The organism is Pseudomonas sp. AC242 (genome assembly GCF_979258655.1).
Window position 1 is genome coordinate 2,349,501 of the sequence record NZ_OZ409873.1, and the last position, 21,242, is coordinate 2,370,742.

Annotated in this window: 21 protein-coding genes; 5 read left to right on the forward strand and 16 right to left on the reverse strand. The window is 58.0% G+C overall.

Annotation, left to right across the window (positions count from 1 at the left end; genetic code table 11):
• Positions 1-53: 53 nt before the first annotated feature.
• The 4 genes from nhaB to ACZZ0A_RS10640 all read right to left on the reverse strand — a co-directional run bounded on the left by nhaB (position 54) and on the right by ACZZ0A_RS10640 (position 4,638).
• Positions 54-1,556, reverse strand: a complete 1,503-nt coding sequence (nhaB, locus tag ACZZ0A_RS10625; protein WP_007914825.1) for a sodium/proton antiporter NhaB — start codon at positions 1,554-1,556, stop codon at positions 54-56.
• A gap of 173 nt (positions 1,557-1,729) precedes the next feature.
• A complete protein-coding gene (locus ACZZ0A_RS10630) occupies positions 1,730-2,656 on the reverse strand; it encodes a hypothetical protein (protein ID WP_463543004.1) in 927 nt (308 codons plus the stop codon).
• Between the two features lie 134 nt (positions 2,657-2,790).
• Positions 2,791-4,092, reverse strand: a complete 1,302-nt coding sequence (locus ACZZ0A_RS10635; RefSeq protein WP_007914822.1) for an NHL repeat-containing protein — start codon at positions 4,090-4,092, stop codon at positions 2,791-2,793.
• Between the two features lie 279 nt (positions 4,093-4,371).
• On the reverse strand, positions 4,372-4,638 hold the full coding sequence (locus ACZZ0A_RS10640) for a hypothetical protein (RefSeq protein WP_007914821.1): 267 nt from the start codon (positions 4,636-4,638) through the stop codon (positions 4,372-4,374).
• A 354-nt stretch (positions 4,639-4,992) separates the two neighbouring features.
• Between ACZZ0A_RS10640 and ACZZ0A_RS10645 the strand changes: the two genes are divergently transcribed.
• Positions 4,993-6,318: a sigma-54 dependent transcriptional regulator gene (locus ACZZ0A_RS10645; RefSeq protein WP_007914820.1), complete on the forward strand. Its 1,326-nt coding sequence runs from the start codon at positions 4,993-4,995 to the stop codon at positions 6,316-6,318.
• Between the two features lie 99 nt (positions 6,319-6,417).
• On the opposite strand, the gene ACZZ0A_RS10650 is transcribed toward ACZZ0A_RS10645, so the two are convergent.
• The 9 genes from ACZZ0A_RS10650 to ACZZ0A_RS10690 form a co-directional block, all read right to left on the reverse strand.
• Positions 6,418-7,722: a hypothetical protein gene (locus ACZZ0A_RS10650; RefSeq protein ID WP_123375174.1), complete on the reverse strand. Its 1,305-nt coding sequence runs from the start codon at positions 7,720-7,722 to the stop codon at positions 6,418-6,420.
• Positions 7,723-7,767: 45 nt separating this feature from the next.
• Positions 7,768-8,517 carry a hypothetical protein gene (locus ACZZ0A_RS10655; protein WP_007914817.1) on the reverse strand — a complete coding sequence of 250 codons (750 nt, stop codon included), beginning with the start codon at positions 8,515-8,517 and terminating at the stop codon, positions 7,768-7,770.
• Positions 8,518-8,561: 44 nt separating this feature from the next.
• Positions 8,562-9,242: a C39 family peptidase gene (locus ACZZ0A_RS10660; protein ID WP_007914815.1), complete on the reverse strand. Its 681-nt coding sequence runs from the start codon at positions 9,240-9,242 to the stop codon at positions 8,562-8,564.
• A gap of 63 nt (positions 9,243-9,305) precedes the next feature.
• A complete protein-coding gene (locus ACZZ0A_RS10665; protein WP_007914813.1) occupies positions 9,306-10,307 on the reverse strand; it encodes a hypothetical protein in 1,002 nt (333 codons plus the stop codon).
• 74 nt (positions 10,308-10,381) lie between these two features.
• On the reverse strand, positions 10,382-10,957 hold the full coding sequence (locus ACZZ0A_RS10670) for a hypothetical protein (RefSeq protein WP_007914811.1): 576 nt from the start codon (positions 10,955-10,957) through the stop codon (positions 10,382-10,384).
• A gap of 1 nt (position 10,958) precedes the next feature.
• Positions 10,959-11,411 (reverse strand): hypothetical protein, encoded by a 453-nt coding sequence (locus ACZZ0A_RS10675; protein ID WP_007914809.1) that lies wholly within the window; start codon positions 11,409-11,411, stop codon positions 10,959-10,961.
• A gap of 357 nt (positions 11,412-11,768) precedes the next feature.
• On the reverse strand, positions 11,769-12,293 hold the full coding sequence (locus ACZZ0A_RS10680; RefSeq protein ID WP_463544087.1) for an AAA family ATPase: 525 nt from the start codon (positions 12,291-12,293) through the stop codon (positions 11,769-11,771).
• The gene (gene pnuC / locus ACZZ0A_RS10685; RefSeq protein WP_447785367.1) at positions 12,290-12,853 is read right to left on the reverse strand and encodes a nicotinamide riboside transporter PnuC; all 564 of its coding nucleotides are present in this window, start codon (positions 12,851-12,853) and stop codon (positions 12,290-12,292) included. Before pnuC ends, ACZZ0A_RS10680 begins: the two co-directional genes overlap by 4 nt.
• 253 nt (positions 12,854-13,106) lie before the next feature.
• Positions 13,107-14,741, reverse strand: coding sequence for a methyl-accepting chemotaxis protein (locus ACZZ0A_RS10690; RefSeq protein ID WP_463543005.1), 1,635 nt, complete (start codon positions 14,739-14,741; stop codon positions 13,107-13,109).
• A gap of 304 nt (positions 14,742-15,045) precedes the next feature.
• On the opposite strand from ACZZ0A_RS10690, the gene ACZZ0A_RS10695 reads away from it, so the two are divergent.
• Entirely contained in the window at positions 15,046-15,876 is an 831-nt protein-coding gene (locus ACZZ0A_RS10695) for an undecaprenyl-diphosphate phosphatase (protein WP_463543006.1), read from the forward strand.
• Positions 15,873-16,304 (forward strand): DUF1294 domain-containing protein, encoded by a 432-nt coding sequence (locus tag ACZZ0A_RS10700; RefSeq protein WP_463543007.1) that lies wholly within the window; start codon positions 15,873-15,875, stop codon positions 16,302-16,304. Before ACZZ0A_RS10695 ends, ACZZ0A_RS10700 begins: the two co-directional genes overlap by 4 nt.
• A gap of 113 nt (positions 16,305-16,417) precedes the next feature.
• Here the strand turns inward: ACZZ0A_RS10700 and ACZZ0A_RS10705 are convergent, their stop codons facing one another.
• Both ACZZ0A_RS10705 and ACZZ0A_RS10710 read right to left on the reverse strand, forming a co-directional pair.
• The gene (locus ACZZ0A_RS10705) at positions 16,418-16,777 is read right to left on the reverse strand and encodes an MmcQ/YjbR family DNA-binding protein (RefSeq protein ID WP_123375180.1); all 360 of its coding nucleotides are present in this window, start codon (positions 16,775-16,777) and stop codon (positions 16,418-16,420) included.
• Positions 16,774-17,682 (reverse strand): LysR substrate-binding domain-containing protein, encoded by a 909-nt coding sequence (locus ACZZ0A_RS10710; protein ID WP_007914788.1) that lies wholly within the window; start codon positions 17,680-17,682, stop codon positions 16,774-16,776. The genes ACZZ0A_RS10705 and ACZZ0A_RS10710 overlap by 4 nt, the downstream gene beginning before the upstream one ends.
• A 127-nt stretch (positions 17,683-17,809) precedes the next feature.
• On the opposite strand from ACZZ0A_RS10710, the gene ACZZ0A_RS10715 reads away from it, so the two are divergent.
• Positions 17,810-18,421 (forward strand): FMN-dependent NADH-azoreductase, encoded by a 612-nt coding sequence (locus ACZZ0A_RS10715; RefSeq protein WP_007914786.1) that lies wholly within the window; start codon positions 17,810-17,812, stop codon positions 18,419-18,421.
• A gap of 236 nt (positions 18,422-18,657) precedes the next feature.
• A complete protein-coding gene (locus tag ACZZ0A_RS10720; RefSeq protein ID WP_463543008.1) occupies positions 18,658-19,695 on the forward strand; it encodes an alpha/beta hydrolase family protein in 1,038 nt (345 codons plus the stop codon).
• A 120-nt stretch (positions 19,696-19,815) separates the two neighbouring features.
• On the opposite strand, the gene ACZZ0A_RS10725 is transcribed toward ACZZ0A_RS10720, so the two are convergent.
• Entirely contained in the window at positions 19,816-21,003 is a 1,188-nt protein-coding gene (locus ACZZ0A_RS10725) for an MFS transporter (protein WP_463543009.1), read from the reverse strand.
• Positions 21,004-21,242 lie beyond the last annotated feature (239 nt).

The following is a 21,242-nucleotide window of genomic DNA, read 5'->3' on the forward strand; positions in this document are numbered from 1 at the left end:
GACACACCGCTATCGCGAGCAGGCTCACTCCTACAGTTTTTACGCGGTGTTGATCAGAGCCAGTAGCTCACCGCGTACCAGCCCAACAGGCCCATGACGAACGTGTACGGCAACGCCATCCACACCATCCGCCCGTACGACAAACGCACCAGCGGCGCAATCGCCGAGGTCAGCAGAAACAGGAATGCAGCCTGACCATTTGGCGTCGCCACGCTCGGCAGATTGGTACCGGTATTGATCGCGATCGCCAATGTCTCGAAATGCTCGCGGCTCATGTGCCCGGCGAGGAACGCCTGTTTCACTTCGGTGATGTAGATCGTCGCGACAAACACGTTGTCACTGATCGCCGACAACAGGCCGTTGGCGATAAACAACATGCCCGGTTGTTGTTCGACCGGCAGCGCCAGCACCCACTGAATCAGCGGCGCAAACAACTGTTGATCGTGAATGACTGCGACCACCGCAAAAAACACCACCAGCAACGCCGTGAATGGCATGGCGTCCTTGAATGCGCTGCCCAGACGATGCTCGTCGGTGATACCGGTAAACGCGGTGATCAACACAATCACCATCAAGCCGATCAGGCCGACCTCCGCGATGTGAAACGCCAGACAACCGATCAGGATCAGTGCGGCTGCACCTTGCACCAGCAGCGCGGCGCGTTGGCGAGCTGTGCGTTCGGCATTGTCTTCGGCGGCGTAGTTGGCCAGCACCGTGCGAACGTTGTCTGGCAGCAGTGTGCCGTAACCGAACCAGCGCAGTTTCTCCAGCAGCACGCAGGTGACCAGACCCGCCGCCAGCACTGGCAGCGAAACCGGTGCGACCTTCTGGAAGAACTCACCGAAGTGCCAACCCATTTCGTGGCCGATCAGCAGGTTCTGCGGTTCGCCCACCAGCGTGCAGACGCCGCCCAATGCCGTACCGACCGCACCGTGCATCAGCAGGCTGCGCAAGAAGGCGCGGAATTGTTCCAGATCGTCGTGATGCAGTTTTGGCAGGTTCTGGTCGTCAGCGAACTCACTGTCCTGGCGCGGATCATTGCCGGAGGCGACGCGGTGATAGACGGAATAGAAACCGACCGCTGCACTGATGATTACCGCAGTCACCGTCAGAGCATCGAGAAACGCCGAGAGAAACGCCGAAAGAAAGCAGAACATCAAGGCCAGTGCCGCTTTTGACCGCACGCCCAACAGCAGCCGCGAGAACAGAAACAGCAATAGATCCTTCATGAAATAGATGCCGGCCACCATAAACATCAGCAGCAGGATCACCGGGAAGTTGTGCACCAGCTCATCGTAAAGCGCCTGCGGCGTGGTCATCTTCAGCAGCAACGCTTCGATCAACAGCAAGCCACCGGGCATCAGCGGATAGCACTTGAGCGCCATCGCCAGGGTGAAGATGAATTCAATCACCAGCAACCAGCCGGCCGCTACCGGGCCAACCGTGAACAGCACCAGCGCATTAAGGATAAGAAAACCGACGATGGTCGCCTTGTACCAGCGTGGCGAGTGTCCGAGAAAGTTTTGCGCGAACGCCTGGGCCATAGAACCGGACATCGGTTGCTCCTTGTCTTTTAGAAGCGCGCAAGTTGCCGGATGTGGCGGGCAAGTTCAAGGTGTTACCGGATTTGACCGATGTCTTTTTTGCAAGCCTGGCATGTTTCACCCTGGAATGACAAAGGCCCACCGAGTCACGACTCGACGGGCCCTTGTCTGTCGCCGGAAAGCGTTTATCGCAATTTCGACGAAATCACCTTGATTGCCCACGGCGCCGAGAGCCGCCCTAGGTCGGATCGGAGTCTGAAGGTGTGAACCAAGTTTTCTTTCAGGTCTTCGATTTTTGCGGAGTAAACACCGTGTTCATTTGCAGCGAAGGGCACCAAGTCACGGTGATAGTCGACAATCCAGCCTGTTTCACCGGGGTTTGCCGTACCCACCAATGTCACTGATCGATCGGTTGTGGTTTCTTGATTGCCGATCAATTGGAAACTTTCATTGCCCAAGACAAATTGGATGCTGATCGGTGCAGGTTGCTTTATCAGGATCCGCCATGACGAGGAATGCTGCCCATTGGTTTCCCGAGCGATGAAGTTTTGGGTGCCTGTCTTGAGATCCTTGATGTTGGCGCTCCAATGCCCGTCTGTTCCGACATTCAGGAGGCTTAGCACTGTGCCGTTATTCACCAACTCCACTACTTTGCCAGGCGCGGCCTTGCCAATAAAATTCAGTTCATTTTGAAATGTAGTCTCACCGTTTCCGACGGGCGTACCGGCAGCATCGTAAACCGAGTCGATTGAGACCTTTTCGCTGACATCCACTTCAACAGTCCACGTCGCTGACACTTGACCATCGGAGGTTGTCACGCTGTATGCGTGAATACCCCGTGCCTGATCAAGCAGCAGGGCGCTGAAATGACCACGTTCGTCAACAGTCACGAGGTGGTGTGCGGGAATCCCATTGTCCAGCATCACTGCTAACTGATTCGGCTCCGCCGAACCGACAAAAGACAGATTGCCGTTCGTGGTAGTGCCGCCAGGTGGGATGGAGATATCGTCACCATTGGTGATTGAGAGAATCCTCGGCGCTTCAAGCTCGGCGCTTACTGAGGACAGTTCAACCGATGTGCGATGTTTGGACGGTGTCACTAGATCGTTCATATCAAAATTCCTTTTTCGGGTAGAGCACGCAATGTTCTGCGCGCCCTGCTATCTGATGCCCGATCAAGGTTGACGTCTACTGTCAGAAATTACAGGTACAAGGCCATTCCCGACGAACGGTTAATACGGCTCGCCTATGAATTTAGATACCGCGCCACCATCGCCCGATAGTTGCCATCCAGCGAATAACCGCCGACAAGGATCGCGTCATCCGCTTGCACAGCCAGCGAATTGGCTGTGTCCAGGCTGCGCCCCAAGCGCGTGCGCAGCCAGCCTTTGCCGTCGCCAAAACTGTGATCCAGGCCGCCATCACTCGAGTAACGGGCGACGATAAAGTCCGCTTCGATTCCACCAATGGTTGCGCCGACCGCGATGATGCGGCCGTCCGCCATGCGTTGGGCGGCGCTCCATTGGCAGCCGCTGGGGCCGATCTCCAATAATTGTGGCTGGCCGCCATGGTTGTGCAGGTTAGGGCGACCGTTTGTGTGCGGGCTGAATGCCAGGCAGCGAATCGGGTCGCGACTGCTGCCGAAACAGTGCAGTGCCTCTGAGGTTTCGATCACCTGACTGACCTGAGCACTTTTACCGTGCGCCTTGAAGGCCATGAAGCCGTCCACGGCGAAACGCTCGTCGAGGCGGCCGTCGGGCAGGTAGCGCGCCAACAGACCTTCCTGCGGAAAATCGATGGAACCTGCCACCACAATCCGCCCGTCCCTTTGCAGTAGCAGGCTGCTGAGCCAGGTATTGAGCAGCAAGTGGCGAACCATCACGAAGCCACGGCCATTAAAGGTTTCATCCAGGCGGCCGTCGGGTTTGAGGCGAATCAGCATGCCGGCATGGTCGGCGAGTTCGAAGTGGTGATTGGCGATGAGCAGGATATGGCCATCGTCCTGAACGACGAAATCGCTGGCTTCGGCCCCCGGCACACCTGGCGGCAACCAGCTGTCACGGCTGCCCATGGACAAATCGCCCGGCAGGCGCACCACCTGGCGACCGTTGTCACCGAAGCGCACATCCGGTTTGCCCTGGGCATCGAACATGGCGAGGGCGGGCAGGGTGCGATAAGCGTTTTCATAATGCAGCCCGGCCAGCAGGATGCGCCCGTCGGGTAGCGTCTGAACTTTGCCGGCCGTGGCTTCAAAACCCGGGGCAAAGGTGTCGATCACGCTGCCGTTATCACCGAAGGTCAGATCGGCCGAGCCATCGGCCAGCATCCGCGCCAGGCCGAATCGGCTGCCGGTAGCGACGCCGACCTTTGCTGCGACCAGAACGCGCCCCTGCGCATCGAGGGCAATGTCCTCGGTCAGGCTGGAGACGCTGCCAGTGAAATACACTTGAGCGACGCCGGTGGCGGCAAATGTTCTGTCGAGTTGACCGGCTCGGCTCAATAAAGACGTCGATACCGCCGGCAGCGCAAAAGTGTTCAGAGTGGACATGCACGCATCTCCTTGCGAGTTGACCTGGACCGGAAACCGGATGGGTAACTGCATGAGCGGAACATTCAATCCCTGAACCGGGAGAAGTACAACTGTAAGAACTAACAGGTGGAGGGTCGCACTGTGCCAGAACAGTGTCTTTTTGAACCAATAGCAAGCCGCCCAAGCAGTTAAGCCTGAACACGTTGCAAATAGTTGTACAAAAGTACGGAGGGTTAAAAAGACTGCAACTAAGGGAAGAGGGCGGATGACCTGAACGTCATCCGCATTACCCGGTTGTTAGTGTGGCATCGACCAGGATTGCAGCAAGTGACCTTCTTTGCTGAGTTCAGCGCGCGCCTGCTGCAGCAGTTGCTCGAGTTGCGCCGGATCAGAGTAGGCGCTGCTTGGGATCTGTTTGCGACCGATACTGTTATTGGTCCGGTCAATCACGGTCAGGCTCAGTTCGCCATTGCCGTCTTGTGGCGCCCAGGCCACGCACTGGAAAGGTTTGAACGCGTGGTTGGCAATCAGAAGAGCTTCGTTGATACGGAGCGGGGCGGTCATGGATTTTTCTCTCTGTCGTGCCCAATCAAGTGATGTGCCGTCGGTTGGGCTTACCGTTCGGCTGGTACTTGTACTGATGCACCGAACCCGCAGGCGGGTCACACATGAAACAAAGAAATTTCAACTTTCTTTCATGGCGTTGCTTTACAGACAGGTTTTTGAAAGCTCACTGAAAGGTTAAGGCAGAAATTAGTAGATAGCTGACTAACAACTTCTGTTCTTATAACGTGTTTGCTTGTACACCTATAAGCAATCGATACAAGGCCCTGTCAAAATCTTGCTAATGTTACAGTCGGGTCTGCCAAATGACTGTTTTTACAATCATTTCTAATAATTTGGCGCCAAGGAACAGTCATGAGCGAAGCGCCAGCGTTACGACGTTTATTGGTGGTCGATCCCTGCGACGATTGCCACCGCTTATTGCCCGGATTACGCGCCGTAGGTTGGGATGTTGATAGCTGCACTCTGGAAAATGCCGCCGATCGAAGTTGTGATGTCGGCTTGTTGCGATTGCAGCCGTTTCACCTCGAACGACCTGAAGCCGTCAAGGAACTGATCAGTCGCAGCGGCACCGAATGGATCGCCGTGCTCAATCAGGAAGTCCTGCGTTTACAAAACGTCGGTGACTTCGTCTGTGAATGGTTTTTCGATTTTCACACCTTGCCGTTCGACGTGTCGCGGGTGCAGGTTACCCTCGGCCGGGCATTCGGCATGGCGCGTTTGCGCGGGCAGGGCACGATTCATGTGGATCAGCCCGAGCACGAATTGCTTGGCGACAGCAAACCGATCCGCGAACTGCGCAAATTGCTCAGCAAACTGGCGCCGACCGAATCGCCGGTATTGATCCGCGGTGAAAGCGGCACGGGTAAAGAACTGGTTGCACGCACGCTGCATCGGCAATCCCAGCGTCACAACAAACCGTTTGTGGCAATCAATTGCGGGGCAATTCCCGAGCACCTGATTCAGTCCGAGCTGTTCGGCCACGAGAAAGGTGCGTTTACCGGCGCCCATCAGCGCAAGATCGGGCGCATTGAGGCGGCCAATGGCGGCACATTGTTTTTGGATGAGATCGGTGATCTGCCGCTGGAACTGCAAGCCAATCTGTTGCGCTTCCTGCAGGAACGGCACATCGAACGTGTCGGAGGCAGTCAGCCGATCCCAGTGGATGTGCGCGTTCTGGCAGCGACCCACGTCGACCTAGAGGCGGCCATCGAGAAAAAGCGATTTCGTGAAGATCTGTATTACCGGCTCAACGTGTTGCAAGTGGTCACCGCGCCGCTGCGTGAACGTCACGGTGATCTGTCGATGCTGGCCAACCATTTTTCGCACTTCTACAGCCATGAAACCGGCCGACGCCCACGCAGTTTCAGCGAAGACGCGCTGATTGCCATGGGCAAGCATGACTGGCCGGGCAATGTCCGTGAATTGGCCAACCGTGTGCGGCGTGGGCTGGTATTGGCCGAAGGCCGGCAGATCGAGGCCCGTGATCTGGGGTTGATCAGCCAGCATTCGATCGCTACGCCCATGGGCACGCTGGAAGACTACAAGACTCGCGCCGAGCGCCAGGCGCTGTGCGATGTGTTGAATCGGCACAGCGATAACCTCAGCGTTGCCGCAAAAGTCCTCGGCGTATCACGGCCGACGTTCTATCGCCTGCTGCATAAACACCAGATTCGTTAGATACCTGAAGATCAAAAGATCGCAGCCTTCGGCAGTTCCTACTTCGGATTTGTGTAATCCCTGTAGGAGCTGGCGAAGGCTGCGATCTTTTACTTTTGCTTAGAAGTAGTACGGGAATTTCAGGCTGAAGGAAAAGTCCGGGGCATCATCCGTCATGCCGATGGACAAGTTGGGTACGATGGTCAGGTTGTCGGTGGCCGCAATGGTCATGCCGACGTTGAAGTAGCCGGCGTTGGCGTCGCTGGACACCACCGATTCCCAATCCCCGCCATCCTGTTTCAGCTTGCTCTTGCGTTGCACCAGATCAGACACCGAGAACGACATACTCATCTTCTCGTTCAGCGCAAACGCTATACCGGCGCCGATCTGGAAGCTGTCGCCGATCTTTACCTTGCCCGGGTTTTTCTGGTTGACCGTCGAACTGATGTCGTCAAACGACTCCTCCAGGTTGTGGGTGTAGGACAAGCTGCCGAACAGCACCGCCGGGTCGAACGTCTTGACCAGCGAGATGCCCGGCGTGATCGACCAGACGCCGTTGCCGGTGGGCAGGGTGTCAGGTACAAACAGATTGGAGTTGGCATTGGTCTGGCGCAGTTTGATCCCGAACGGATCCTTGCCGGTTGGCGCCTTGACCCGCAAGGTGACGACCGCGTCCGGTGTATTGACCGACTCGTCGAGGAATTTGTAAGCGATGCCGAAGTTGACGTCGCCAATGGTTGGATCCTTGGTGACGGTTTCTTCTGTGGTGACACCCGCCGCGCCCTCATTGCCGCCGCCCGACTGATAAGTCGATTCGCGATACACCACGGGCACGTTCAAGTCGAACTGCCAGCGGTTATCGAAGTTGTAGCGGCCCGTCAGGTCGAGGGTCCATGTGTCAGCCTTGATCCGGTCGAGGTTGATGTTGCCGAGAAAGATCGAATCGAGTGCGAGGAAGCCATTGAGAATCAGCTGACGGGTGTCATAGCGCGAGTAGGTGATGCCGGTTTCGACGCTGAACTTGCCGCCGCCGAAGAAGCCGCTGGCCTCGTCGTACAGGTTGGAAACGCTCTGCGCCGGTTGCGAATCGTCCGCCAGCGACTGCCCGTAAGAAGCGCCACTGCCCCCGGCGGCGCCTCCTGATGCTGCTGCCGCACCGGTGCCGGTGGCGACGCGATTGCCTTTCATGTCCGATGGCGATTTGGCCAGCCGTTTTGGCGGTGGGGCGGCGGGTTGCTCTTCAACCTGGCGGACTCGTTGTTCAAGTACCGCAAGGGCTTTTTGTTGTACTTCGTATCGTTGTTTCAGCTCCAGAAGTTCCTGTTTCAGGGCCTCTACATCTGCGTCCGGTGCTGCTTGAAGCATCGCCGCAGGGAGAAGAGTGCTCAAACACACTGCGGCACGCAGTGATACTGATCGATACATGAATAAGCCGTCCCTTTAAGCCCAATGATCGAGACTCAGCGTAGTTCAATATCCAATACTGCGTAGGGCCCCGAGTTGAGTCAGGTTGCAATCCAGTGCGCCGGCACTTCTGCCGTTATTATTGAGTACGACGTTAAGTTGAGTCAGGTTGTTGACCACATTGGCACTCCCGAGCAGACGGGTGTTTTGCAAGAGACCGCTCGAAGCGACCTGTTGCAGCGCCGTGCCTTGATTGCCGCTGGCTTGTATCGCCATTTGCACGCCACCCGTACCGGTTGCCGACACTGCGACATTGCCGGCGGCATTACTGCCGGAAATAGTCTGGCCGGCCATCAGGGCCTGGCCCTGTACGGGGGCGAGTGCTGGCGCCTGATTGGCTTCCTTGACGTTAATGGCGACGTTGTTGTTCGCCGTGTTGCCGTCACCCGCCGCGCGTACGCTCTGCGTCACGCCCGACGATGAGTTAAGGCCGGCACCACCGATAATCGATCCCGTGCCCAGTTCCGGCGTATTGCCGTTGCCCATCTCCTTGATGGTCGACACGTAAAATTCCGGTTTGATGGTGGTTTGTTGCACCTGCATGGATGCAGACGCCCCGATCAGATCGCCACTGGCGTTGCGCCAGGTACTGCTCATGACAATGCCGAAGCTGATAATCCGCCCCGGCATCACATACCGACCACGCAGCTCGGCGAGCTCCTGGTCCTTGATTTCTATGGGTTTGAATCCTGCATTGGCGTAGCCCGATGCGCTCGCTGCCAGGCAGGCGGCGGCCAGCCAGTATGAGGTTTTCATCTGCTGCTCCCGGGACATCCAGTCCCATTTTCTATAATCGGCGATTAAAAGAAGTCGCTCTGAATGAACCCGAAATCCATCAATTCAGCATCTTTGACAGGGTTGAAACCGTCGAGCTTGTTCTTGGCTGTCAAGGGCACCGGAGGGCTGCGCAAGGCGTTGACCTTGTCATATCCGGGACCGACGATGGCAAAGACAATGCCGTTCCAACCTTTGACAAAGTCGTCATGTTTGTAACGCTTATGGCCGAGAACCGGGTCTCCGATGTAAACCCAATCCTTGTCCGAACGCTGCAACACGACGAAATGCTTGTAGCCGCGAATTTCCATCAGTACCACCACCGGGATCGTTACCGCTTCGAGCTTTTCCGGTGGAATCTTGTAACCCCTGGCGCGCATGCCGATGCTTTCTATGTAGCGCTTCATGTCCAGCATGGAGAACCCTTGCGTACGAACAAGGTCCTGGTCAGCGTTGACCAGCATGCCTTTGATGATGTGCTCCTCATCGACGTCGAGCCAATAGGCCTGGCGTAATACCGTGGCCAGTGCAGCAGCGCCGCAGCTGAAATCGGTTTTTTGTTCGACGATGTCGGCAAACTTGCGCTCGCGGATGCTCTGCACGTTTTTGTAGACGAGCGTGCCACCCGGCAGGGCAGCCACGGGCATCTGACCGGCCTGAGTCAGGCCACAGACGAAAAGCAGAGTGAGGAGGGCAGTCTTACGCATGATCGATACGCCTTTGCGGACTGAGGAAAAGCCCCGTTGCCGGGGCTTTCGTTTCGATCGCGATTACAGGCAGGCTCTGCAGCCAGCAGCGATGGACAGCGAGTTGCTTTGTTGGTTGCCCACACCCGCCGAGACGTTGGCTCCGCCGTTGCCGGAGAAGTTGTTCATCGAGTTGGTCATGTTGGCATTGTTGACCACAGGGGCTTTCCAGCCATCTTTGGTCATCACCTGTTGGGTGGTTACGCCAGCCAGGCCAAAAGTACCGACGGCTTCGAACTTGGCTTTCTGGTCATCGTTGCCACCGTGGCCGCCGCCACGATTGCCATAACCGCCGTGGTCATCATCTTCGATGGTTGCAGTGCCTTTGGCTTTAAACACGCCAGCGGCCGCGTAGGTGCCAGTGAGGGTATCGGTTTTGTAGGTCTGCACGCCTTTGTTGTCGACAACCAGGCCAGTGGAAGACTGGTTGGCGGCAGCAGCGGCAGTGGCTACACGGCCACCGGATACGGCGATTGCGAGGTTGTTTTTCTGTTGGTTGAAGTTGCCTGCAGACACGTTGATGCCGATGTTGCCGGAACCATTGTTGCCTGCATTGTTGAGCGTAGCGTTATTGAAGGTGGACGAGTTTTTCACATAGTTGTTGTTGTTGACTTGAGTTGCACTCGAGGCAGCAACAGCGTTGCCGAAGATGAAGCTTTCATCGGCAGTAGCCAGCGCGGCGGCGTTGTCCTGCTGGTTGCCGTCGCCGGCTGCAACGTTGGCGCCCATGTTGCCGTTAGAGCCATTGAGCGAGTCGCTGGCATTGGCGTTGTTCAGAGTGCCCTGGTTTTTCACCACGTTGCCGTCGCTGTTTTGCGCGTCGAGTACAGCGGCGCCGGCGCCTGCGGTGATCTGCAGCAGTTGTTCAAGATTTGGACCTTGTGGCTGGCCGTGACCGTTGCCGTGTCCATTGCCATGCCCGTTACCATGACCGTTGTTGTCATCACGACCGCCTGCCTGTGCTGCGATTGCCATCACTGCTGCAAGTGCGAAAACCAGTGGTTTGAGAGCCATTGTAGGTTTCATGGTGTTTCTCCATCGTGCTTATTAGTTGGTTAAGTGTTGGTACTTTCTAATTGCACTGCTTTTTGTTGTTTGGGTCAGTCAGCGACCCGGATGCTCAGGGTGTTAGCCATTCGGTTCCCCACCCCGGCACTCTGGTTCACCTGGATTACCCCGCGGCTGCCGGTGAAGGCCTGATCACTTGTCGTGACCTGGCGACTGCCGGATGAGGTACCAGTTGCTCCTGAGCTCGGTAAAAGCGCCACGTTCTGTTGTGAAAGGGCACTGTCGTCAACGCTCTGCGGGGCAGCACTGATGCTGACGCGCGTGACGTTGGCCATCTGGTTGTTGGCCCCGGCACCCTGGTTCACACCAAGGATGCCGTTGCCATTGCTGAAAGAGGTGCCGCCGATGGTTGCGCTGGCGTCCATCGAGCGAGAGGCAGGCGTATCGATTTTCTGCATGACGCTGGTGCTGGCATGGGATCCGGTGCCGATCGCCACAGCCTTGACGTTGGCCTGTTGCATTTGATCGCCAGCCGCCTGGTTGACGTTGAAGTTGCCGCGGTACTGAACCCCGGAATCCTGAATGTTGGCGTTGTTCACTGAAGCGGGATCGGCAGCCATGACAGTGGTGCAACCGAGCAAGGCGAGCAGAAGGAGTGAACGATTCATTTCATTGGCCTCCGGCCATGCGGGTCAATGGCGCAAGGCCGGAACTCATGGCGCGGTTGATCGTGCCGGAAATCGCGCCACCGGAACCGCCACCGTGGCCAGCACTCATGCCGGGCATGCCGTTGGGATTGGTGAGGGTATTGAGGCCTGGCATGTTGGCGCCGGCCTGGACATTGTTGGTGGTGCGGAACGCGCTGCCGCTGGCGACGCCGGCGAAGTCGCCATCGCTCAATTCGGTGCTGTTCATAGTGGAATTGATGCGTGCGGACGGGTTGGCATTGACGGTGGTCGGGTAGGGGTCTTTGCCACCGTTGCGACCGATCGGGATAGGCTGAACATCGCGATCGAGAACAATCACGCCGTTACCTTCTGCCTGCACATTGAAACTGATCAACGTACTGGCTGCTGATCCGATCAGCAGAAGGCAGGTCAAACCTTTTTGGATATTCCCCACGGCTGCAATTCCTTCTTCAGTGGGCTGGCCCTAGTCAGCGTTGTGAAGGAGAGAGCGAAAGCTGTGCCGCTTTTTAAAAGCGTTGTAATTTCAAAGGGTTGGAAAATAAATGCGCACGTCTGATACACAGGCTGTTTCAGGCTTGATACACGCACTGGTGCGCCGACCTGTCCATTGGCTGAACAAAGCTCTGGAACAAGGGTTTGCCGCGGTGTGTATCAGTTGCGTAACAACTCGGATGACAAAGCAGTGAACAGTGCTGAAACGGGCACTTTGCAACTCACGGAGTGTTTCAGGAACGGACACTTTGCCCCCAAAACAGGGGGGAGTCGTGGGGCAGTTGACCCTTTGACCGGGTCACTGCCTCAGCAATTGCTCGACGGCGGCAAATGCCTGAGTCTGGCGTTCGGCCCAATTGCCCTGAATGATCTGAAAACGCTGGTGATGGTTTTCCAGCCAGTTTCGCGTGGAACGGTAAAACGCCATTCGCTCGTGCAGATCCGGTTGGCAGCGCTGACCGTCATCAGTCCAGTCGACCTGTTCCGGGGACAAAAGAAGGTGCAGATCGTAATGCCGTGCCAACAGCTCGGATTCCAGCCAGGCCGGGCAGTCACCGAACAGCGTCTGGCTCCATAGCATATTGCTCAACAAGTGAGTGTCGAGAATCAGCAACGAAGGCTGCTGCGCTCGCGCCTGATCCTCCCATTGCATTTGGCCCTGAGCGATTTCCGGGATGTCAGCCTGACAGGTATCACGGGGATTGAGCTCGATAAAGCGGCGCACGTACTCATCCACCCGCACGCCGCCAAAGCGTTGTTGCAGGCCCGCCGCCAGCCAGCTCTTGCCGGTGGATTCGGGCCCGGTCAGGACCACGACCTTCATGTGCGCAACGCCGGGTCGGCGCGCCATTCGCGAAAGCCTTGAATCGCCAGCAAGGTAAACAGCCCGTACAGCGCAGCGGTCAGGTACAGCCCCTTATAGATGAACAGGCCGACAAAAATCACATCGAGCACGAACCACAGCGCCCAGCATTGCAGGCGTTTCTGCGCCATCCACAGTTGTGCCACCAGGCTGAAACCGGTGAGTGCTGCATCCAGCCACGGTTGCGCGGCGTCGGTCCAATGGGCCATGGCCGCGCCGAGCAACAGGCTGCCGATCGCGCCAGCACCGAGGCCGATCAGGATAGAGCGTTGATCGAGGAGAGTGACCTCACGACCGTCATGCATCGTCCCGGCGCGGGTCCATTGCCACCAGCCATAGACTTGCAGCGCGGCGTAGATCACTTGCAGCAACATGTCCGAGTACAGCTTCACTTCAAAGAAGATCCAGCTGTAGAGCAAGACCATGACCAGCCCGATCGGCCAGCACCACGGATTCTGTTTGACCGTCAGCCACACGGCGATCACGCCAAGGGCGGCGGCAAACAGTTCAAGCCCGGACATGGCGGTTCCTTGGGGGAAATTGAGGAGGGGGCGGATTGTACTGCATTGGGCCAAACCCCTCACCCTAACCCTCTCCCAGAGGAGAGGGGACTGACCGAGTTGGATGTTCGAGATACGCCGACCTGATCTTTCTGCGTTGAATCCATAATCGACTCGATTTTTCAGGTCGACGTATAGCTTGAGACACCTCGGTCGGCCCCCTCTCCTCGGGGAGAGGGCCGGGGTGAGGGGGGACTCACCAGAGTTACACGGGTCAGACGCGGAACTGGCGCAGGAGGGCGTTGAGTTGTTCGCTCAATTGGCCGAGGCGCAGGCTGGCCGCACTCGATTGCTCGGCCGCGATCGCTGTGCTGTGCGAGAGGCCGGCCGCTTGCGTGACGTTCTGATTGATGTCCTCGACCACATGCGCCTGTTGCAGCGTGGCGCTGGCAATCGACGCATTCAGACCATTGAGATTGCGCAACGCCTGGCCAATGGCATTCAGACTCGCCCCCGCCAGCCCGGCTTGCTCGATGGTCAGTTGCGATGCCTTGCTGCTGTCACCGATCACCTTCACGGCCGCCTCGGAATGGTTCTGCAAGCGTTCGATCATCGACTGGATTTCCGCTGTCGACTTCTGCGTGCGCTGCGCCAACAAGCGCACTTCATCGGCGACCACGGCAAACCCGCGACCCTGCTCACCGGCCCGGGCCGCTTCGATTGCAGCGTTGAGCGCGAGCAGGTTGGTTTGCTCGGCAATTGAGCGAATCACCTCCAGTACACTGCCTATCTGTGTGCTTTCGGCGGCGAGGGTGCGAATCACTTCAACCGCTTGATCGATGGTGCCGGACAGCTTGTCGATCTGCTGCAAGCTGCCATCGATGTTGATCTGGCCCTGTTGCGCCTGCGCTTCGGCATCGCGCATTTCGGCGGCGGCGTGCTCGGCGTTCTTCGCCACATCCTGCACACCGTAGGTCACTTCGTTGATCGCCGTCGCCACCAGTTCCATCTGCTGCGACTGCTGCTGGCTACGCTGTTGCGCCTGCGAAGCGTCGTTGCCCAGTTCGCTGGACGACTGGCCCAAGGCGCTGGCCGACACCTGCAAATCACCGATCACGCGACGCAGTTTGGCGGTAAAGGCATTGAAGTGATGCGCAAGCTCGGTGACTTCATCCTTGCCATGGGTATCGAGGCTGCGGGTCAGGTCGCTTTCACCGCTGGCAATGTTGGCCATGGCGTTCACGGTTTCCTGTAGCGGACGGACGATGCTGCGCGCGATCAGGATCACCAGCAACGCCATGATCAGCGCAATCGCCAGGCCGATGACCGTGGCTTTGATCACCTGACCCTGGAACTCCGCCTGTACGTCATCGACGTAAACCCCGGAGCCAAGCACCCAGCCCCACGGTTCGAACAGTTTGACGTAGGAAGTCTTGGCCACCGGCTCACTGGCGCCCGGTTTTGGCCAACGGTAGTTGACCATGCCGGCGCCTTTGGATCGGGCGATGGCGACCATTTCGTTGAACACCGCGAAGCCGTCCGGATCGCGGATCGCCGAAAGGTTCTGGCCTTCGAGTTTCGGGTTGGTCGGGTGCATGACCATCACGGGTGTGAGGTCGTTGATCCAGAAGTAATCGCTCTGGTCATAGCGCAAACCACGAATTGCTGTCAGCGCCTGTTTCTGCGCGGCGTCCTTGCTCAGGGTGCCGGCAGTTTCGAGGTCGTGGTAATAGGTCAGCAGGCCGCTGGCGGTCTGCACCACGTGCTGGGTTTTCTGGGCCTTGGCGTGATAGAGATCGTCGTGGATCTGCTTGAGCATCAATATGCCCAAGGTCAGCAACATGACCACCGCCACAATCAAGATGAGCCACAAGCGTCGGCTGATCGACACACTGCGCAAGCTGTTCATAACGCTGTCACTCCGGATTCTTTTTCTTGTAATAAACGACCGCCAGCATCCAACCACGATTTTGTGAGCGGGCATACGCGACCCAAGTCGTATAACGCGGCAGCGCTATTAAGGCTTGTCTGTTAGGATTTCGGCCCCGCGCGTGAAAACCTGAATCCAAATTGATATTTCACGGAATTTTGACCGTTTCGTATGGATCTTGTGCGCGCGGAATCGGTACAGCCACAACCAGCTACGCTGATCGCAGTGAACGTAAAAAAATACTATCGGGGCATGCCAGCGCGCATCGCTCTTTGGGGGATTGATGGATCTTTGGACGGCCTTGCAGGCACTGATACTAGGAGTTGTAGAGGGGCTGACGGAGTTTTTGCCCATTTCCAGTACCGGACACCAGATCATTGTGGCCGACTTGCTCGAGTTCGGCGGCGAACGGGCCATGGCGTTCAATATCATCATCCAGCTCGGCGCGATCCTCGCGGTGGTCTGGGAGTTTCGACGCAAGATTCTCGACGTGGTCATCGGCTTGCCGACCCAGCCCAGCGCACGGCGTTTCACCGCTAACCTGCTGATCGCATTTCTGCCCGCCGTGGTGCTGGGCGTGATCTTTGCCGACCTGATCCACGAATATCTGTTCAATCCGATTACCGTCGCGACCGCACTGGTGGTGGGAGGCATCATCATGTTGTGGGCGGAAAAGCGTCAGCATGCAGTGCATGCGGAAACGGTCGACGAGATCACCTGGAAAGACGCCCTCAAGGTCGGCTTTGCGCAGTGCCTGGCCATGATCCCTGGTACCTCGCGTTCCGGCTCGACGATCATTGGCGGTTTGCTGTTCGGCCTGTCGCGCAAGACCGCTACCGAGTTCTCGTTCTTCCTTGCGATGCCGACCATGGTCGGTGCGGCGGTTTACTCGGGCTACAAGTATCGCGACCTGTTTGTCCCGGCGGATTTTCCGGTGTTCGCCATCGGTTTTGTCACCGCATTCATCTTCGCCATGATCGCCGTGCGCGGTTTGCTCAAGTTCATCGCTAGCCACAGCTATGCGGCATTCGCCTGGTATCGGATCGTGTTTGGTCTGGTGATTCTGGCGACGTGGCAGTTTGGCTGGATCGATTGGGCGGCGGCCAAGCCATGAGTGACTCCCGCGCACGCCGCCCCGAAGGACGACCTTCGGGCGGCAACAACATCCAGAACCTGAAGCTGAAACTGGTCGTTCTGCTGATCGTCTGCGCGTTGCCGCTGTACGGCTCGTTGTCGATGTGGCTGCGCGGGATTTCGCTGGTCCCGCTGGCCGCTTACGGGATCGTCAGCGTGCTGGCGTTCTTCATGTATTGGGCGGACAAGCGCAAGGCGCGCGCTGATGCCTGGCGCACACCGGAGAACATCCTGCATGCGGTAGAGCTGGCGGGCGGCTGGCCGGGCGCGTTGATCGCCCAGCAGGTGTTCCGGCACAAGACGCGCAAGGTGTCGTTTCAGATTTTGTTCTGGGTGATTGTCGTGTTGCACCAAGTGTTCTGGATCAACCAGCTGTTTCTCGGCTCGAATCTGCTGACCCTGTTTTGAATACACCGCAATTCCCTATGTAGGAGCTGCCGAAGGCTGCGATCTTTTGATCTTGCTTTTTAAAAGATCAAAAGATCGCAGCCTTCGGCAGCTCCTACACAGGGGGATTGGGGTTACAGCAACAAACCGATTTGGGTTTTCTTCGGCAACTTGCTTACCACCAGTTGATGCGAACGCTGCAACAACCCCTTCAGTTCCTCGGCAGCCAACGGGTAGGGCGGATGCATGATGATCCACTGCGCCCGCGCCAGATAAGGCGCCGGATGAATCCCCGGGCGGTCGCAATGACCGAGAAACAGATCCTTGTCGACCTTGAATGCCAACGAATCGCCACGCAGCCCCTGCAAGGCAAACATCTTGTTGCCGGCAATCGAAAACACCCGCACGCCACCCCATTTGTAATCTTCCCGAGCGCCCGGCAATGCCAGGCAGAATGCCGCGACGTCGGCTTCGCTCATTTTTCCCTTGCTCATAACAACCGCTCCCCACAGGCATTGAACGACTCGACCAGATGATCGATCCATGCGCGCACCGCCGGCATTACGCCGCGTCGATGCGGATACACCGCTTGCAGCCAGCCGCCGGGCAGTGACCACTCTGGCAGCATCTGCACCAGCGTGCCGTTTTCCAGCTCCGCCTCGCAATACATCATCGGCAACAGCGTAAACCCCTGACCGGCCAGAACGCAGGTCTTGCGTACGACAAAGTCATCGATGCCCAGGCGGGCTTCCATGTTCAGTTCAAAACTGTGGCCCTGCTGATCGAGCAAACGCACATGCACCATGCGATCGGCCTCCAGCGCCCCCAACACCGGCAGATTTTTCAGATCTTGCGGATGATTGATCGTCTGGCCTTGTAAAAACGCCGGGCTGGCGACCACGACCATTTGTGCCTGACGCAAACGCCGGGTCACCAGCAGCGGATCCTCATCACCGTGTTCACGCACGCGCAATGCGACATCAAAACCTTCGCCGACCAGATCGACCCGACGATTGAGCAGGACGACTTCCAGTTGCACCTGAGGAAACTTGCCGAGGAATTCGCTGATGACCCACGGCAACATTTCCCGGGCCAGACCGGTGGGGCAGGAGACCCGCAAACGGCCGCGCGGCTCGCTGGACATGCTCGCCACGGCCTCATCGGCCATTTCCGCTTCCAGCAACATCGCCTGGCAGTGACGCAGATAACGTTCGCCAACGGCGGTGAGATTGAGTTGCCGGGTGGTACGTTGCAGCAAACGCGCACCGAGGCGTTCTTCCAGTTCGGCAATACGCCGCGACAGCCGTGACTTGGGAATCCCGAGCAATCGCCCGGCCGCAGCAAAACCGCCAGCCTCGACGACTTTGGCGAAATAGTAGAGATCGTTGAGGTCTTGCATAGGGAAATCCAACTGTTCTATCAGTGGGACAAACTATCGCATTTCAGGCAGCTAATCATCCATTGGTTTCTTGCGTAGGATTGTCTCCATTCCGTCGCCACCGGCGATTCCTTCCAGGAGATTCCACATGAAACTGCTGCATATCGATTCGAGCATTCTGGGCGACAACTCGGCTTCCCGTCAGTTGAGCAGCGAAGTCGTCAAAGCCTGGCAGGCCGCCGAGCCAAGCGCAGTCGTGACTTACCGCGATCTGGCCGCCGACGCTATCAGCCACTTCTCGTCGACCACCCTGGTCGCCGCTGGCACTACTGCTGAGCTGCGTAACGCCGCACAACAGCACGAAGCCGAACTGAGCGCTTCGACCCTGGCCGAGTTCATCGCCGCCGACGCCGTTGTTATCGCGGCTCCGATGTACAACTTCACCGTACCGACCCAACTCAAGGCGTGGATCGATCGCGTAGCAGTCGCCGGTCAGACCTTCCGTTACACCGAAGCCGGCCCTGAAGGCCTGTGCGGCGGCAAGAAAGTCGTGATCGTCTCCACTGCCGGCGGCATCCACGCCGGCCAAGCCAGCGGCATCGCTCACGAAGAATATCTGAAGCTGGTACTGGGCTTCCTTGGCATCACCGATATCGAAATCGTCCGAGCCGAAGGCCTGGCGTATGGCGAAGAAGTGCGCAACAACGCCATGACCGCTGCTCAGGCGAAGATCAGCGAGCAACTGTTCGCCGCCGCGTAAGGCTTGCGTAAAGAACAGCTGATGTTCAGGTAACCCCCAAAAAACTCTGTATTCTGGTTCCGCAAGGGGCGAATACGGAGTTTTTTGTTTCTGACTGTTACATAATCTGGCCCGGGTTATGCAGTCACACAATCAGTGTCTGAATGCATTGTCGTACCGGAACACCTAATCACCGGGGGTTCAGGCCCGCAACGCAGCGGAACTTTCGATTGAGTAACAACAGGGTGGGGCATCCCATGATGCGTCTTTGTGCAGCGTTACTGATTTGCCTGCTCGGCGGCCTGAATTCAGTGCAGGCTGCGCCTGGGCGACACCCGGTGTGGAGCGTCGGCTACCACGAAATGACCTTCCTCGATCCGCTGGATCTGCAGCCGATGCGCGCGATTGCCTTTTATCCCTCCAGCGACCGCGAACACATGAGCCTGCTCGAGGGTTATTCGGTCGAGGCTGGCGAAGACACCAAAGTCGCCATCGGCCGCTTCCCGATGCTGATGCTCTCCCATGGCAACACCGGCACGCCGCTGGCGCTGCATGACCTCGCGACCTCACTGGCACGCAAAGGCTTTGTCGTGGTGGCGGTGATTCACCCCGGCGACAACTCCAAAGACCACAGCCGATTGGGCACCCTGAGCAATCTCTATGGTCGGCCAATCCAGATTTCCGAAGCGATTACCGCCACGCTTGGCGACCGCATGCTCGCGCCGTACGTCAATGCCGATCAGGTCGGGGTGATTGGCTATTCGGCGGGCGGCGAAACGGCGTTGATCCTGTCGGGGGCGCAACCGGATCTCGATCGCCTGCGTCGTTATTGCCAAGAGCGTCCAGATGATCGTGATGCCTGCAACACGCAGGGTGAATTGATCGTTGATCGCGATGACCTGCAACCGGTAGCGGATCCGCGCGTCCATGCCTTGCTGCTGATGGCGCCGCTGAGCTTGAAGTTCGGCCGTCACACCTTGGCCGATGTGCATGTGCCGGTGCTGCTCTACAGCGGTGATGGCGACAAACTGGTCGCCTTCGACAAGAACGCGGCGGCGCTGGCGCGCAAACTGCCGACGGCGCCGGATTTCAAATTACTCGCCGGGGCAGGGCACTTCGTCTTTATGGCGCCGTGCAATGAAGAGCAGGTTCGCGCGATGCCGGCGTTGTGTACCGATGCTGATGGCGTGGATCGCGAGGATATCCATCGCAACCTCATTTCAGAGGCCGGGCGGTTCTTCTCCCACACGCTGGGCAGACCAACCCGGGCCGGCATGCAAACCGCAGATCAATAACCCCGCAAATCCCCTGTAGGAGTGAGCCTGTTCGCGATAGCGGTTCATCAGAAAAGATTATGTCGACTGACACACCGCTATCGCGAGCAGGCTCACTCCTACAGGGGGCTGCGTCGGACTTCAGGTCGTTGCCCGGCGCTGGAGCAGCAAAGTCAGCCCCAGCCCAATCACTGACAACAGCGCCGCACTGAAGAATATCCACGAATACCCCAGATTCAACGCCACCGCGCCCATCAACGGCCCGGCAATCGCCAGCGCCAAATCAAAAAACACTGCATAAGCCCCCAATCCCGAGCCGCGGCTGGAACTCGGCACCTGCTTGATCGCCTCGACCCCCAACGCCGGGTACACCAGCGACAAGCCAAACCCGGCCAATCCCGCGCCGATCAAGGCAAAAGCGGTGGACGGCGCCAGCCACAACAGCACCAGCCCGACGGTTTCTATAGTCATACAAGCAATGGCGGACCTGAACCCGCCGAAGCGACTGATCGCCGAGATAAACATCAGGCGCGACAGGATGAAGCACACACCAAACACCGTCAGGCAGTACGCTGCGCCGGTCCAGCCACGGTTCAGGTAATACAAAGTGATGAAGGTGGTCAGCGTGCCGTAGCCGATCGAGGCCAGGGTCAGGCTGGCGCCATACGGGGCAATCCGTCCGAATACCGCCCAGAACGGCAGCCGTTCGCCGCGTATCACCGGCACCGAGGGTTTGTTGCGGATCAGTAGCAGCGCGCCTGCCGCCAGTACCGCCAGCGCGATGCCGAGGCTGGTAAAGCCGTAGTCGGCGACCATCACCACACCCAGCGGCGCGCCAATGGCAATCGCGCCATAGGACGCGATACCGTTCCAGCCAATGGATTTCGCGGTGTGTTCGACACCCACTTGGCCCATGCACCAACTGATGGTGCCGACGCCGATCAAGCCCTGCGCGATACCGAGGAGCAAACGGCCGATGATCAGAATGATCAGGCTCGCTAGCGCAAAGTCTTGCAGCAGTGTGGAAAGCAACGTCAGCAAGCCGCTGAGGACAATCCCCCACAAGCCATAAATGATCGCCCGTTTGGTGCCGAGCGTATCCGACATGCGCCCGGCCATCGGCCGGCTGAGTAGGGTGGCCAGGTATTGCGAGCCAATCACCAGACCGGCAATCACCGCGCTGAAACCCAATTGTTCGTGCACATAACCGGGCAACACTGCGATCGGCAAACCGATGCAGAGGAACGCAATAAAGGTGTAGAACACGATGGAGACGATCTGCAGGGTGATCGCCATGGAGCTTTGCGGTGGCAGTTGCTGCGCAGACATGAGGACTCGTTCGCGGGCGGCGGTGGGAGAGTTCGCATCATGGCTTGGGTGTCAGATAAAAGAAAGCAGGCTAACTATCTTTCCAGACTGATCGTTTCCACGCTCTGCATGGTAACGCCGCCACGGACGCTCCGCGTCCCGCTCATGTGACGCGGAGCGTCTCGAGATGCATTCCCACGCAGAGCGTGGGAACGATCAGCGCCCTGAATGCAAAAAGCCCCGTCACATGGACAGGGCTT